Genomic DNA, 15,123 nt, shown 5'->3' with positions numbered 1-15,123 from the left:
CTTATTGCTTTGAGGCTTTAAATTTATCAATTCCAGTCTGTAAATAAGCAGCATATTTTGCCGCATCAAAAATAGCACCCTGAGGGGTAACCAAAGGCTCCAGATCATGTCCGCCTAATACATAGAACGGTTGTGAGTTGGAATTATATCTGCTTGCCTGAAAATCACTATTCCACCTGCCCAAATCATCGGTATTTGTTCGCAGAATTTTGGAATAATGCACCTTTTCGGCTGGCATTTTCACTGATCGTTCATCTACATATAACTGGATCAGCACATATTCTTCTTTAATAATCCGGCCAACTTCAGGGTTGATCCAGACTTTGTCTTCCATTTTCCTGCAATTTACACACGCATGCCCGGTAAAATCAATAAGGACCGGTTTATTTACTTTCTTCGCATATTCCAAACCTTCGTCAAGATCGAAAAAAGCATTAAAACCTAAAGGCGGATGTAACACATCCTGGTATTTAACCGATGCAGGGAAACCACTGCTGCCTGAAGACGGTTCTGCTGCTCCACGCCCAAGAATAAAGTCTTGGGTATTCATTGGCGGCGCAATACCGCTCAGAATATTCACCGGTGCTCCCCATAGTCCAGGAATTAGATAAACTGCAAAAGCAAACGAAAATATAGCAAAGAAGAGCCTCGGTACAGAAACATACGGAACATCACTGTCATGAGAGAACTTCAGTTTGCCTAAGATATAAATTCCCATTAAAAAGAAGATCACAATCCACAATGCAAGGAAAATTTCACGATCAAACCATTCCCAGTGCCATACCAGATCTGCTGCAGATAAAAATTTTAGGGCTAATGCAAGCTCCAGGAAACCCAAACATACTTTCACACTGTTAAGCCAGCCACCAGATTTAGGCATACTGCTCAAGAATCCCGGGAAAATAGCCGAAAGTGTAAATGGAAGTGCTAGTGCAAGCGCGAAACCAAACATGCCAATAGCTGGTGCCAGAATTTCGCCTTTTGAACTGGCCTGTACCAGCAATGTGCCGATAATAGGTCCTGTGCAGGAGAACGAAACCAATGCAAGCGACGCCGCCATAAAGAAGATTCCACCCAGTCCTTTACTGTTGTCTGCCTTCTGATCTATCTTATTCACGAAAGAACTTGGCAGCGTAATCTCAAAAGCACCAAAGAATGAAATGGCAAATACAACAAGGAGAATAAAGAAGGCAAAGTTAAATACTCCACTACTACTCAATTCATTAAGCTTTGCAGAACCGAATAATAAAGTAATCAATAAACCAAATGCTACGTAAATCACGATAATGGAGATCCCATAGATCATAGCCTGGAATATCCCTTTTTGTTTACTGCCGGCTTTCTTAGTAAAATAACTGACAGTCAGCGGTACCATTGGAAAAATACATGGCATCAGAAAAGCAATAAAACCACCCAGAAGCCCCTGTATAAATGTCTCCCATAAAGTTTTCTGCTGATCATCTTTATGTAAGTCCTGCCCTGCAACGCCATCAGTCCCTGCATCTGCAGCGACAACACTGGCTGTATCTTTCTTCAAAGAATCTGTGCCCTTTACAGAATCTGCTAGCTTCTGCTGTGCAGCCGCATCTTCTGCAGAACCGATTTCTGTAAAAACAATATCATCGGAAACTTCTGTCGTATCCTGCTGCTGTATCCGCGCGAATGCAGATACCTGAACTCCTAATGCCAGTGTAAGCATCAAGGCGCAGATTAGCATAATTCTATTCAATGTGTTCTTCATAGTTCAATACAATTCATAACCGGCAGTCCCTCCGGAAAGGCCGTGAAATTACTTATAATTTCTTGTTTTAAAAGTTTTGACCCCCTGCATAAATTTAATTTGACCTTACATCCATAATGAATGACCTTGTCCCAGAGGCTCATTCAGACCAGTTTACATTAGCCGTAGTTCCGCTAAATGTTTTAGCGGGCTTTTTCCTTGGTTCTGTTCGGGTCTTGTTAGAGTCACATTCGGATGCGCCCCTGGTTGAGTATATGAAAACCCCACAGACTACCCACACCGAACCCACACGAAACCCACAGGATACCCACAAAATAGTGTTGAAGATCTGTGCAGCGGTATAAAATGGTGGAAAAATCTAAACCATGGCTCTTTCCAAACCAGCATAACGGAAATAAAAAAAGTGCCTGGTATTATCAGACACTTTCCTGTTTATATCAATAGTAGCTAAACTCTATTTAACTGCGACAGAGAACTTCACTTCATCAGGAGGAAGACATCTTGTTTCGTCACAAACCATAAACTCAATGGTACCGGAAACTATCGTATTCGGCTTTTTCAACTTGATTTTTTGCTGAAATACAACCTGTTTTTCAAAATAACCAACATTCATATCAAAAACCTTCTCGAACTTTTCAATTGGTTTAGGTTCTGAAACCGCGCCGACTAAGGTGAAATCTTTTGAAGGATTAATTTTAACGGACGTCTTAACCGGCCCTCCAGGCTTAACGTGCTGGGAGTAAATATGCCATCCATCCTGAATAGTAGCTTTCAGATAAATGATCGCTTCTGTATTACTAACCTTTTTTTGAGCATAAGACCAGGTAACCGGTGTTTCAATCTGGGCTGAAGCTCCCAATACTGTAAACAGGCATAAGGCAAATACTAACATTACTTTTTTCATATTCTTACGTGTATTTAGTTGATCTTTAGTTCTTTTTATGCAGAAACTCGATCTCTTTAAAATCAAAACGCTTTAATCCTGCACTAGTTGTAAGCTCTAGTTGCCCTCTCTCAGCTATTCCTGTAATCATCCCTTCAATTATCTCGCCATTTTGTCGGTATAAAGCATTCTCACCGTAGAGATATAAATCTTTGACATAATCGTGATAAAGGCTATCTACAGGCCCTGTTCGCAGTTTGAGGTAAGCGAGTTCTATCTGTACACAAACACTTCGCAGCAGAAGATCAAGCTCAATCGGTTTACCGGTAATTATTTGCAGAGATGTTGCCCGGGCCCCAAGGTCACCGTCGAAGCTGAGCTGATTTACATTCAGTCCGATTCCTATCACAGATGCCTTAATCTGGCTTCCTGACAGTGTATTTTCGATCAGTACACCACCTAGTTTACGGTCATTAAAGTAAATGTCGTTGGGCCATTTGGTTTTCGCCCCCTCACCACACAACTCCCTTAAAGTATGCATTAATGCAGTGCTGACCACCATGTTTAAGCGGAATTGCTGGTCCGGAGTAATGAAATCAGGCCGGAGCAAAACGCTGAATGTTAAGTTTTTTCCCGGCTCAGCATGCCATGTATTTCCTGCCTGTCCGCGTCCGCCATACTGATTGTCTGCCATAATAACAGTCCCTTCGGGTAATGGCTCGGAATTTGACATTATACCTTTCATAAAACTATTGGTAGAGTCAACAGCTGATAATTTGATCAAATTTTGACCAACAAATGATGTCGGAAAAGTGTTATTTTGCAATAGTGGATTTTGTTATAATAGTTTATCAAAAATAAATACTTTTAATGGTAAAAAAGAAAATAGTACCCCTTTCTACCTACCTTTCAGAAATAGCCGTTCATGGCATACAGGAAAAAAAGGGACACGATATCGTTCGTCTAGATTTACGAGAGCTGAATAGCTCTGTATCGGACTACTTCATCATATGCAATGCTGATTCTGCAACACAGGTCAGAGCGATTGCAGACAGCGTAGAAAAAGAGATTTACAAAAGTACAGAGGCTGAGCCCTGGAAAAAAGAAGGAATGGATCATGCAGACTGGATAATACTTGATTATTTTGATGTAGTTATTCATATCTTCAAAACTGAAAAAAGAGACTTTTATGGTATCGAGGATTTGTGGGGTGACGCACAGACTACTACCTATCAGAGCGCCTAACCGACAAAACTTATATATTTTTTGATTCCAAGATGAAAGAGAAAGAAAATACGAAACCCAAGCTGATCAAGAGAATTCCAAATATTCCGAAAAAACCTCAAAAAGGTTCTAATTTCAATATCTTCTGGGTTTACGCAGCTATCATAGTAGGTTTGATCCTTGTATCGGTGTTATTTACCAATGACACCAACAAAACGATCACTTACAGAGAATTTGAAACAACGATGCTGGCTCCTGGTGATGTACAGAAAATCGTTGCTTATAAATACGAAGACCTGGTTAAAGCTGATGTTTACATCAAACCAGAGTTACTTAAGGAAGAAAAATACAAGAAATATCTGACCAAAAACAATTTTGGTTCCGCAGGTGGTCCAACTGTATCATTCACCGCAGGATCAATGGATGCACTGGATAACCAATTAAAAGAATCTCAGAAAGAAATTCCTGCAGACAACCAGATCCTTGCTGAAAAAGAAACCAGACAAAGCACTTTTAACTCTTGGTTCTTCACGGTAATTATTCCGCTGTTATTGTTTATCGGTTTCTGGATATTTATTATGCGCAGAATGGGTGGCGGTGCCGGTGGTGGTGGTGGCCAGATATTCAATATCGGTAAATCCAAGGCTACGCTTTTCGATAAAGAAAGTCAGGTAAACGTTACTTTTAACGATGTTGCCGGTCTTGAAGAAGCTAAACAAGAGGTTATGGAAATCGTTGATTTCCTGAAAAACCCTAAGAAATATACTAATCTGGGTGGTAAAATTCCAAAAGGAGCTTTATTAGTAGGCTCGCCTGGTACAGGTAAGACTTTACTGGCTAAAGCTGTTGCAGGGGAAGCCCAGGTACCTTTCTTCTCTTTATCCGGTTCGGATTTCGTCGAGATGTTCGTCGGTGTCGGTGCATCCCGTGTACGTGACTTGTTCAAACAGGCTAAAGATAAAGCTCCTTGTATCATCTTTATTGATGAGGTGGATGCGATTGGCCGTGCGCGTGGGAAGAACAGTATGATGGGCGGAAACGATGAACGTGAAAACACCTTAAATCAGTTATTGGTTGAAATGGATGGTTTCGGTACAGATTCCGGTATTATTATTCTGGCAGCTACAAACCGTCCTGATGTATTGGATAGTGCGTTATTACGTCCGGGAAGGTTTGACAGGCAGATTTCTATCGACAAACCAGATTTAGTTGGTCGTGAACAGATCTTTAAAGTCCACCTTAAACCTATCAAGACTGATCAGGTTGTGGATGCTAAGAAACTTTCAGCACAAACACCTGGTTTTGCCGGCGCTGAAATTGCAAATGTATGTAATGAAGCAGCTCTGATTGCAGCAAGAAGGAATAAAGAGTCTGTTGACATGCAGGATTTTCAGGACGCAATTGACCGTGTTATCGGTGGTCTGGAGAAAAAGAATAAAATCATCTCTCCTGAAGAAAAACGTATAGTAGCTTACCATGAAGCTGGACATGCCATTGCAGGCTGGTTCCTCGAACATGCAGATCCATTGGTTAAGGTATCTATCGTACCCCGCGGTGTCGCAGCTTTAGGTTATGCGCAATACCTTCCGAAAGAGCAGTTCCTGTACACTACAGAGCAACTGACAGATGGAATGTGTATGACTATGGGTGGCAGGGTTGCAGAAGATCTTGTTTTTGGAAAAATCTCTACAGGTGCTCAGAATGACCTGGAAAGGATTACCAAATTATCTTATGCTATGGTTACCATTTATGGAATGAACAGTACAATTGGTAATGTATCCTTCCATGACCCGCAAAATGAGTACAATTTCAATAAACCTTATTCAGAGAAAACTTCTGAGCTGATTGATATTGAGGTTAGAAAATTGGTAAGCGGTGTTTATGAAAGAACAATGCAGTTACTAACTGATCAGCGCGAAGGTTTAGAAAAACTTGCTGAAAAGTTACTGGAAAAAGAAATCCTGTTCCAAACTGACCTGGAAGAGATTTTAGGTAAACGTCCGTTCGAGAACAGAACGACTTATGACGAGTTCGTAAATGGTACAGGCGACCAGAAACCAGCTGCTGAAGGGCTTTTACATGAAGGAGTAGGTGAAACTACAGCTCCATCAGCTCCGGTTGCGCCAACGCAGTCTGAGTCTTAAATTATAATTTCTTATGGAGCCGTCAGTGTGATCAACCACACTGACGGCAAATCCATTTCTATATGCAAGAGAACATATCTTCCAAAGAGCTGATGTTAAAGAAGATCAGGAAAGCCCTGCTGGAGAAGCGGGACAATCCTTATCCCAACCTGGAAGAAAGTCCGCTCTATACGCCCACTGATGAAATCCCTGAAATTATGTTTGCCGAACAGCTCACTGCTGTATCCGGTAATTTTATTTTTTGCGAAAACGGTGTGGATTTTATAGAGAACATCCTTGAACTTGCAGACAAGTTTAAATGGAGAAAAATCTATTGCTGGGAGCGTGAGCTGCAGGCCTTGCTTTCTACTTATGAATTCCCCTTTTATAAGACCGATAAAGACTTTGAAATGGCTGAAGTCGGTATTACTATGTGCGAAGCACTTATTGCACGCAACGGCTCGGTATTGCTTAGTAACCAGAACGAATCTGGTCGCAGGCTGAGCATCTATCCGCATCATCATATTGTTATTGCGAGAACCGGACAATTAGTCATGGATTTGAAGGACGGATTTCAATTGCTGAAGAATAAATACGGTAGTCAGATTCCTACAATGATCAGCACAATTACGGGCCCAAGCCGTACGGCAGACATCGAAAAAACACTAGTTCTGGGGGCGCACGGACCTAAAGAATTATTTGTATTTTTAATTGACGATTTCTCATAAATTTTTAATTTCCATTTATTAGTCTTAAATTTATACTACATACTAAAATGGTATACGGTATAAAATGAGCAATAAAGAGCATCTATCAACAGTTATTACGGGCACCGGGAGCTATATTCCAGAGAAAATTATTTCCGGAAGTCACTTTTTGGAAACTAGTTTTTATGACAATGGAGTCATAATTGAAAAGGCAAATGCAGAAATTATTAGCAAATTTTCGGAGATTACGGAAATTAATGAAAGACGTTATGCAGATGACCATTTACTGAATAGTAACATCGCAGCAATAGCAGCATCTCGTGCTATTAATGACGCCAAAATAGACCAGGAGAGTTTGGACGGAATAATCTGCTGCCATAACTTCGGAGATATCAAAGCCGGTGAAAACCGGATGGATATCTTACCATCACTGGCAGCGAAAGTTAAACAGCTTCTTGAAATTAATAACCCCGATTGTGTAGCATTCGACTTAATATTCGGCTGCCCCGGATGGATTCAGGGCGTTGTGCAGGCTCACTATATGCTGCAAAGTGGCGATGCAAAAAAAATCCTGGTAATCGGCGCAGAAACTTTGTCGAGAATTGTGGATCCGCATGACAGAGACAGCATGATTTTCGCAGACGGAGCTGGTGCCGCCATATTAGAAGCAAAGCAAACTGAGAGAAAAACGGGTATTATTGCTCATAAAACTCAGACCTATGCAGTAAACTACGCCAACCTGCTTTACATGGGTAAAAGCGGAAATCCAGATAAAACAGACGGCAATATGTATCTGAAAATGAATGGACGTAAACTTTATGAGTTTGCCGTAAGTCATGTACCCCAGGTAATAAAAGCCGCCATAGATAAGGCCGGAATTGACATTTTAGATATCAAAACGGTTTTCATTCATCAGGCGAATGGTAAAATGGATAGTGCAATTATGAAACGAGTCTTTAAACTTTATAATCTCGATACGATTCCTGAAAACCTTGTTCCAATGACAATTTCCTGGCTTGGGAACAGTTCAGTAGCAACAGTCCCTACCCTGATAGATCTGGTACGTCATCAACAAATTAACGGATATGAAGTGAAAAGCGGCGAGTATGCGATCTTTGCTTCTGTTGGCGCGGGTATGCATATTAACGCAATAATTTATCAGTTTTAGGAAAAGCCATTGATAAATGGTGCAATTTTCGCTACCTTGTGGTAACCAACGAACCACAAGATGAAAAAGATATTTTACCTGCTGCTGCTTGCCTGTGTTTCAGTTTCCTGCAAGTCATATATGCTCAGCACCGTTGCAGCTGATTCTCCAGCGGAGATGACCTCCAACGGTGTATTTAAGCTGGAAAATGATAGCCTGAGAATCACCTATAATTTTGCCGGTATGGACGCCCCTTTAAAGATTGATATCTACAATAAACTGAATGATCCTATTTATGTTAACTGGAATAACTCAGCTCTGATTATTAGGGAGAAGGCTTATAGCTTTATCCAGTCAGATATTAAAATCAGCGGTAACACCAGCAATGTTTCAGAAAATAACAGGCGTTCTTTATATAATTATAGCGAAGGATCACTAAACGCATTAGCTACGATACCTAATAATGAAGGATTTATACCCCCTGCGTCACAAATCACCCGTGAAATCACTGTATTGGATGCAGCTAGTTTTGATCCGTTCCCTAAAAGCGAATATAAATCGGCAGCCTGGAATTACAGTGATGGAACAGGCGTACTCTATGTTAAACAGGCAGATTTCGATGCAGATAATTCACCCTTGAAATTCAGAAGCTATATTACACTTTATACCTTAAAGGAAAATAAACCTGATAATTTTGTCAGCACCGGGAATTTTTACGTGTCTTCAATTGCACGTTCAGGTGCTAATCCAAAGAAAACCAGTGAATACGAAGGAAATCCCGGTAATGTAATGATGACTTCAAAAATAACTGGTTTTGGTAAGACAATGACCGGGGTTGCGTTAGTTGGTGCTGTCGGTGGTCTGGCAGCAGCAGATGCTGCATTAAGCGAGAAAAATAACAACCGCAATAAATCAGTTAACTAAAGATCTTAAACCCTCTTTGGCCTGGGATTCGATACTATTCTCATATTCATGATTTTTCATGGCTATAGCCTCGTTAAATGCGGCCTTAGCTAAAGCATTTTGTTTTTTGCCGGCATATATCTTGCCCATCAAAAGTGCAGAGTTTGCTGCAAAATAATACTTCAGGTTCTTTCCAGCCTGTACTGCCTGCTGATAGTCCTTTATAGCGGCTGCATCTTTATTCAATGCGTCATTAATCCTACCCGATCTGTAATAATATTCAGCTTTATCCCGGCCGGCTTTCAGCCTGTCTGGATCCATAGCACCGGTCAAAGCCGAAGCCCTGCTGTAATATCCGCCATCAAATAGTAATCTGGCCTTCAATAATTCCTGGTTTGGCATTTCTTCGCCGGCCTCATTAAGCGCCTGCTTATCCTTTTCATGATAAGAATTGCCACTCGTCTTTACTCTGCCCATATACCCATTATAAGAGCCTGTATCGCCATTTAACAAACTTATCCAGGCTAGATGCAGATTAGCATCCCGAATATAGTTAACGCCTTTATTTAGCTGTAGAAACTTTTTAAAATTCAAAGCCGCCGACAAATCCAGTTTATTCAATTTGGCAGTTCCCATTAATAATTCCAGGTAAGGAAAGGACTGATAGGTATCAGAAGCCGGTCTTGCTGATAGAATGGCTATGGCTTCGTCGGTATGGCCATTTCTTGAGCAAACATACGCACGCAGGTAAGATTTTAGCAGGCTACTATCAGCGATACGAGCGGTAAATTTCATAGTTTTTGAATAAGCATCCGGTGATTTCACAACATCTGAAAGCACATAGGCATAGTAAAATATCACCTCCTCATAAAAAGGCTCATCGGTCGATTTAGGTAAGTTTATTGCAAGCCGTTCCAGCATAGCAAGCCCCTCTCTTACATTACCCCGCAGACCGAAAGTCGACAGCGTACTTTTCATCATACCTTCAGGCAAGCTGCCTATAATCACATTGATCAGACCAAGCCCCTTAGCATTCAGCTGAAAGCCCGGATATTTCTTGTTATTCTCCTGCAATTGTCCATTTGCTTTTTTTATCTCCCGCGCGGCACCAAAATATTCACCATAGCGACTTCTGAGCATAGCCCACTGCAGGTTAATTTCGGCCTGTGCATATAAATAATAAGGAGAGCCGGCATTATCATCCGCAATCTGACTTAACCTTTTTGATTTCATTTCTTTCATGCGGTCGAAATCTATTTTGCTTTCTGAGGTGATTAACTGAAAATAGTCAGCATAATTCTCCAGCAAGGGCACAATTGAGTTGCTTGGGCGGACTTTTCTTTCCTGAGCGATCAATTGCCTTGCTGAACTTAATTTAAGCTCAAAAATCAACTGGTAAGCTTTGAGGCAATTTGCATTAAAATCAAAGTTAGCCATCGCATTTAGTGGCAAAAGCAAACTGAGCATTAAAAGAAATCGGAGAGAAAAAGATCGGAGGCTAGAATTCGCCGGCATAGAATTATTCGCTTTAAAAGATAATTACTCAACGGTATTTTGAGCGCTTTTGTTTTAAAATGGCATAAAAAAACCGGTCAGTTAGGACTGACCGGTTTTTTTAATTGGAATTAAACAGCCTAAACTGCCTCTTCCTGCTCATGAGTTAAGGCCTCATCCACAAGGATTCTACCACAGTGCTCACAAACGATAATTTTCTTACGTTGACGAATATCTAACTGACGTTGAGGCGGAATCTGATTGAAACAACCTGAACATGAATCACGGTCAATCGTAACAACCGCAAGACCATTATTAGCGTTGCTTCTCAATCTTCTGTAGGCAACTAATAATCTGTCTTCAATTGCAGCTTCAGCTTTCTCTGATTTTTTATTTAAAGCCTGCTCATCTTTTTCAGTTTCAGAAGTGATTGTTTCCAGTTCACCTTTTTTAATGTCGAGGTCATTCTTTCTGGATTCTAAATCAGCTAATGCTTTCTCATAGATTTCAGTTTTAGAAGCAATTTCAAATCCATGCTCTCTGATCTTTTTCTCACAAACCTGAATCTCCAGGGACTGGATTTCCACTTCTTTGGTCAAAGCATCATATTCCCGGTTATTCTTTACTTCTTTAAGCTGGCCATCATATTTCTTGATCAGGTTCTGAGCTTCCTTGATCATGTTTTTACGTGTTACAATCGCATCTTCGGTTTCATCCAATTCAGCTTTGAATTTTTGTATACGTGTTTCCAAGCCTGCAACTTCATCTTCCAGATCTGCCACTTCCATTGGTAATTCACCACGGATCTGACGGATTTTGTCAATTTTAGTATGTAAGGTTTGTAATTCGTATAAAGCTTTCAGCTTTTGCTCTACAGTTTGTTCCATTAAATGAAATAATTTATGGGTATAATTATATTAAACTAATTATCAGTAATTGAACTGCATTTTAGCTTGTGTACGGAATTATTCTCCGGCAGATCTGGTCAAAATATCACCATTTAAGCTGCTGAAGCTCGCAAAGATAAGTATAATTTTCAATTCATGTATACAAATCACTATTAATCTGCTGATTGTAAAATGAATTCCCAAACCTGGATAGTTGCCGCAAATGTGGTGTAATACAGGCATTTCAAACACTTAACGTCAAAAACGGCTCTTCAAATCGTCGGCTCCGGAATTGTTGCTTTTCCGGCCGCCTTCCGAGCTGCCGAACCGGTAACTCAAAGAAAACACCGCAGCCCTGCTGTCAGGACGACGTAATCCAGAAACCTGAATACCACCATAATCTGTTTCATAACGCGTTTTTTTGGATTGGAAGATATCGGTCACCAGCATTTTCAAGGTACATTTCTCGCTGAACAGGGATTTCTGAAATCCTCCGGAAACCATATAATAGCCGCCCATTGTATATACACCCATACTCATTTTAGATTTATATATTCCGTTCAGTTCAGCTTTCCAGTTATTACCGAGTTTAAACGTGTGCTGACTATCAAATGTGAAACTAGTTCTGTCGAGCCGGAATTCTACATTTTCATTATCTATTTTAAACTCGTTTCTGAAAACATGGGCAAATTGTGTTGATGTCCACCAGGAGGTAAAATTCAATGTCCCGGTAAGACTCAGGCCATAATTTACAAATTCAGCGGCATTCTCAGGCCGCTGGTACACCAGGCTTGCATCTCCGCCAATCAGCTGGCTAATCACATCGGTACTTTTGCTATAAGTTAAAGTTGTGAACCAGGCCGAACGATATGCATGGCTCAGCTCAACCGTATTTACCAGCGAAGGCCTCAAATAAGGATTACCCTCGTCATAAGAGAACGGGTCGTCATAGATCCGGAATGGATTGAGATCCCAGTACCCGGGCCGCTCGAGTCTCCTACTATATCCCAGCTGAAGCTTATGATTTTCTTTGAATTCACGGCTCAGGAAAACACTTGGAAACAGTTGAAAATAATCGCGCTTTACCAGAGAATCCGTTTCAATCTGGTGTCCCTCTGTTGCGGTGTACTCACCCCGTAACCCTGCCAGCAAACTCCATTTTCCCCAATCTTTTTTTATGCTGAGATATCCCGCCTGAATCTCCTCCCGGTATTTAAAGTGGTTTCCAGAAGCCAGGTCTGCTACAAATTCGCCGTTAGCCAGCGTGTCATAACGCAGGATATTTTCAATTTTCACTTTACTGCCTTTCCAGCCCGCATCAATCTTCAGGTTTTTAGCTAAAGGCAGGCTGTAGTCCAGTTTACCCGCAATAATGGAGTTGTCAGAAGGTAAATCTCCGCGACGCTCAGATTTGCTAAGCATAGTGGATCCGGATGCGTCAGAATAAGTTGTTTTCAAATCCTGATTCATCCTTGAAAAATGCGTTACGTAGTCGATATCAGCCTTCAGCTCATGCCCGTTTCCATTAAATTTATGCACGTAATTCAAATTGTATTGCCTGTCCTCCCACTTCTCTTTCCCAAAAATATAAGTCGCGGCATTACGGGCAAGCTTACCATCTGCACCATATAAAAGATTAGAACCGGGCTGCGTGTCAGGGTATTGCCCGTCACCACCACTAGCTACAAAACCGATCGTATTCGCTGAATCGATCGTATAATCCAGACCGGCTTGAAAATTTGACGACCGCAGCTTAGCGGAAGACTCATCCCTTTGCAAAGATCTGCCTGTAATATTACCCGTGCCATCGGCGAACAGGCGATTAACTTCGCCTGAACTCTTCAAATTCTGATGATAGTAAGTGTAATTTCCAAAGACATTCAGCTTATCCGACCGGTAGTTCATACTACCGCCCCCGCCTAATCTTGCGCCGCGTCCGGTTCCTCCATTAGTCGACAACGAACCGTTTAAGCCCGCTTTGAGGCTTTTCTTCATCACAATATTCACGATTCCACCTTTTCCGGCGGCATCATAACCTGCCGGTGGGTTAGCCATAATTTCAATTTTGCTGATCTGTCCGGAAGAGGTGCCCCTGAGCAGGTTGGCCAGCTGGCTGCCCGACAAATAAGTTGGCTTGCCGTTAATCATAACCATTGTCCCGGGCCTGCCTTTTAAACTGACCGACCCATCGTCAGAAACCGTAAGTCCCGGCGCTTTAGAAAGAACATCGAGCGCAGTTCCTCCTTCGGCCAGGATACTGTTTTCCACATTCAGTACGACACGGTCCAGGCTTTGTTCAATCTGTGCCTTGCTACCCTTGATATTAACCGTCTCCAATACCTGCTGATCAGGAACTAACTTGATATGTCCAAAGTTATGGAATTTACGCTGTTCATTGAGTTCCAGCGCAGCACTAAAATAGTTGGTAAACCCGATATAGCTGATTCTGACGTAGTATTTTCCAGCAGGGATATCACTGAGCTCGAAACCTCCCTTTTCATCACTCATAACAGCCTTTACTTGCACAGAATCCTTTACCTTAAATAAAAAGATACCTGCCGAAGCTACCGGATTAAGCAGCTCATCAGACAACCGGCCTTCTAGCCTGTAAGATTGCGCAGCAGCACCGGAGATCCCGGCAAATAAACAAATTAAAAAGATCAAAGATTTCATAGATGATTAAGCGTTATTTTTAGCTAGGTTATAAAAAAGGGGGATGCCTGATACGGCATACCCCCTGAATGATTAATATTTTAGTTTAGAGAATGCCGTTACATTATCGGCCCCTTCGATATGCACGCCTTTTTTACCGGTAGCCGTTTCGGCATTAATGATATAGACGTAGTATTGTTTCATATCGTCTTCCAGCACATAGCTGATGGTTTTTCCATCGCCTTCATAGTATACGTGCATTTTAAAGGAGCCTTGTTCGTGCTCTGGCACATCCTTCACATAAGTAACCGTTTTACTGTTGATATCTACAATAGCTACCTTCACGCGTCCGCCCGATACATCACCGGTTTCTGCAGAAGTGTAAATTGTCATCAGGAACTTACCATTAGCAATGTACTCTCCTCTGGCAATTTTGAATCCGGTAAGCGCTTCAACATCAAAGAAATAATCCTTATCAAATGCTTCTGTACCCTTTTTTATTCTTAGGATACCTGAATGGTTTTTTGATTTAATATTATTGATACTTCCAGAAGTTGCCCAGACATAAGAGTCACCATTTTCAATTTGCTTAAGCCCCTGCATACTGCCCCAGTTACCGATAAATCCGGTTCTGCCATCGGAGATAGTTTTCTCGTACTTCATCTCCGGATAACTAAAAACAGCTACCCATGCCGTATCAAGACTGCCGTAATTCCCCTGCCATGGCGCAGCGCCGGCACCCGCCGGTTTAAACTTATAATACGGCATATAAAGCTTGTTATCTACCTGGAATAAACCCGTCCATACTGCATTTTCGCCTGTACCGGTAATCTTATTCATATCTGTGACGCTTTTACCCGAAACCTGCATATTGACAGCATCAAAGCGGAACAATTCACCAACCCCACTTGATCTCGGATCGCCCCCGCCTACCCAGGTATCCTGGTTTACAGTACCCGAAACACCGGTACGGAAAGTTGTCACTGTTCTGCCTGCGATTCCGATCTCTCCATCTTCATAAATACGGTAAGGCGTAACCGGCCCAAGATTATTATAAGCCTGCGCGAAAATTGTATTATTCTGTAAGACAAAGGAATAAGCGTCCGTCTCTACCCCGTTATTTCTGGACGACACTTTCCCTGTGGTGATGTCATCTGTGCTGACAATATACGTTCCGGCACTACCGGATGCTGCCGATCCCGAGTATACAAATACATATTTACTGCGTCCTGTTCCCTCCGGGTTTGTTGGTCCGGTTACTTCCGGTGTATCTTTTGATTTACTGCATGCCCCAAGCAAAACTGCCATTGCTAATCCTGCTGACAATAGGAAATTCGAAGTTGTTTTCATTTTTGTTTTGTT

The 15,123-nt window shown here is 41.6% G+C and carries 12 protein-coding genes; 5 read left to right on the top strand and 7 right to left on the bottom strand.

Annotation, left to right across the window (positions count from 1 at the left end):
* Window position 1 precedes the first annotated feature (1 nt).
* The 3 genes from BM192_RS05815 to BM192_RS05805 all read right to left on the bottom strand — a co-directional run bounded on the left by BM192_RS05815 (window position 2) and on the right by BM192_RS05805 (window position 3,408).
* Window positions 2–1,741: a protein-disulfide reductase DsbD family protein gene (locus BM192_RS05815; RefSeq protein WP_081857542.1), complete on the bottom strand. Its 1,740-nt coding sequence runs from the start codon at window positions 1,739–1,741 to the stop codon at window positions 2–4.
* A 454-nt stretch (window positions 1,742–2,195) separates the two neighbouring features.
* Window positions 2,196–2,645, bottom strand: coding sequence for a protein-disulfide reductase DsbD N-terminal domain-containing protein (locus BM192_RS05810; protein WP_037443197.1), 450 nt, complete (start codon window positions 2,643–2,645; stop codon window positions 2,196–2,198).
* Between the two features lie 25 nt (window positions 2,646–2,670).
* Window positions 2,671–3,408 carry a biotin--[acetyl-CoA-carboxylase] ligase gene (locus tag BM192_RS05805; RefSeq protein ID WP_262497182.1) on the bottom strand — a complete coding sequence of 246 codons (738 nt, stop codon included), beginning with the start codon at window positions 3,406–3,408 and terminating at the stop codon, window positions 2,671–2,673.
* Between the two features lie 86 nt (window positions 3,409–3,494).
* On the opposite strand from BM192_RS05805, the gene rsfS reads away from it, so the two are divergent.
* The 5 genes from rsfS (at window position 3,495) to BM192_RS05780 (ending at window position 8,749) form a co-directional block, all read left to right on the top strand.
* The gene (gene rsfS, locus BM192_RS05800) at window positions 3,495–3,869 is read left to right on the top strand and encodes a ribosome silencing factor (RefSeq protein ID WP_074591658.1); all 375 of its coding nucleotides are present in this window, start codon (window positions 3,495–3,497) and stop codon (window positions 3,867–3,869) included.
* Window positions 3,870–3,901: 32 nt separating this feature from the next.
* Complete coding sequence (gene ftsH, locus BM192_RS05795) at window positions 3,902–5,992, top strand: ATP-dependent zinc metalloprotease FtsH (RefSeq protein ID WP_037443193.1); 2,091 nt, start codon at window positions 3,902–3,904, stop codon at window positions 5,990–5,992.
* Between the two features lie 62 nt (window positions 5,993–6,054).
* Complete coding sequence (locus BM192_RS05790; protein ID WP_037443191.1) at window positions 6,055–6,699, top strand: LutC/YkgG family protein; 645 nt, start codon at window positions 6,055–6,057, stop codon at window positions 6,697–6,699.
* A 64-nt stretch (window positions 6,700–6,763) separates the two neighbouring features.
* Window positions 6,764–7,846 (top strand): 3-oxoacyl-ACP synthase III family protein, encoded by a 1,083-nt coding sequence (locus BM192_RS05785; protein ID WP_037443189.1) that lies wholly within the window; start codon window positions 6,764–6,766, stop codon window positions 7,844–7,846.
* A 60-nt stretch (window positions 7,847–7,906) separates the two neighbouring features.
* Entirely contained in the window at window positions 7,907–8,749 is an 843-nt protein-coding gene (locus BM192_RS05780) for a hypothetical protein (protein ID WP_037443187.1), read from the top strand.
* On the opposite strand, the gene BM192_RS05775 is transcribed toward BM192_RS05780, so the two are convergent.
* The 4 genes from BM192_RS05775 to BM192_RS05760 form a co-directional block, all read right to left on the bottom strand.
* The gene (locus BM192_RS05775) at window positions 8,738–10,165 is read right to left on the bottom strand and encodes a YfgM family protein (protein ID WP_234797510.1); all 1,428 of its coding nucleotides are present in this window, start codon (window positions 10,163–10,165) and stop codon (window positions 8,738–8,740) included. The genes BM192_RS05780 and BM192_RS05775 overlap by 12 nt on opposite strands.
* A gap of 197 nt (window positions 10,166–10,362) precedes the next feature.
* On the bottom strand, window positions 10,363–11,109 hold the full coding sequence (locus tag BM192_RS05770) for a zinc ribbon domain-containing protein (protein ID WP_037443185.1): 747 nt from the start codon (window positions 11,107–11,109) through the stop codon (window positions 10,363–10,365).
* Window positions 11,110–11,367: 258 nt separating this feature from the next.
* Window positions 11,368–13,782 carry an outer membrane beta-barrel family protein gene (locus BM192_RS05765; RefSeq protein WP_074963922.1) on the bottom strand — a complete coding sequence of 805 codons (2,415 nt, stop codon included), beginning with the start codon at window positions 13,780–13,782 and terminating at the stop codon, window positions 11,368–11,370.
* A gap of 72 nt (window positions 13,783–13,854) precedes the next feature.
* Complete coding sequence (locus BM192_RS05760; protein WP_037441146.1) at window positions 13,855–15,111, bottom strand: DUF4374 domain-containing protein; 1,257 nt, start codon at window positions 15,109–15,111, stop codon at window positions 13,855–13,857.
* Window positions 15,112–15,123: the final 12 nt, after the last annotated feature.

Origin of the sequence: Pedobacter antarcticus, assembly GCF_900112985.1 — a bacterium.
Lineage (GTDB): Bacteria > Bacteroidota > Bacteroidia > Sphingobacteriales > Sphingobacteriaceae > Pedobacter > Pedobacter antarcticus.
Note: the sequence above shows the minus strand (reverse complement) of the source record. Positions and strands in the feature narration are given on the sequence as shown.

Bases quoted from the DNA above. Each gene is read 5' to 3' on its own strand.
- ftsH (WP_037443193.1), top strand. From the start codon at position 3,902: ATGAAAGAGAAAGAAAATACGAAACCCAAGCTGATCAAGAGAATTCCA.
- BM192_RS05760 (WP_037441146.1), bottom strand. From the start codon at position 15,111: ATGAAAACAACTTCGAATTTCCTATTGTCAGCAGGATTAGCAATGGCA.
- BM192_RS05785 (WP_037443189.1), top strand. From the start codon at position 6,764: ATGAGCAATAAAGAGCATCTATCAACAGTTATTACGGGCACCGGGAGC.
- BM192_RS05780 (WP_037443187.1), top strand. From the start codon at position 7,907: ATGAAAAAGATATTTTACCTGCTGCTGCTTGCCTGTGTTTCAGTTTCC.
- BM192_RS05815 (WP_081857542.1), bottom strand. From the start codon at position 1,741: ATGAAGAACACATTGAATAGAATTATGCTAATCTGCGCCTTGATGCTT.
- rsfS (WP_074591658.1), top strand. From the start codon at position 3,495: ATGGTAAAAAAGAAAATAGTACCCCTTTCTACCTACCTTTCAGAAATA.
- BM192_RS05775 (WP_234797510.1), bottom strand. From the start codon at position 10,165: ATGGCTAACTTTGATTTTAATGCAAATTGCCTCAAAGCTTACCAGTTG.
- BM192_RS05765 (WP_074963922.1), bottom strand. From the start codon at position 13,782: ATGAAATCTTTGATCTTTTTAATTTGTTTATTTGCCGGGATCTCCGGT.
- BM192_RS05810 (WP_037443197.1), bottom strand. From the start codon at position 2,645: ATGAAAAAAGTAATGTTAGTATTTGCCTTATGCCTGTTTACAGTATTG.
- BM192_RS05790 (WP_037443191.1), top strand. From the start codon at position 6,055: ATGCAAGAGAACATATCTTCCAAAGAGCTGATGTTAAAGAAGATCAGG.
- BM192_RS05770 (WP_037443185.1), bottom strand. From the start codon at position 11,109: ATGGAACAAACTGTAGAGCAAAAGCTGAAAGCTTTATACGAATTACAA.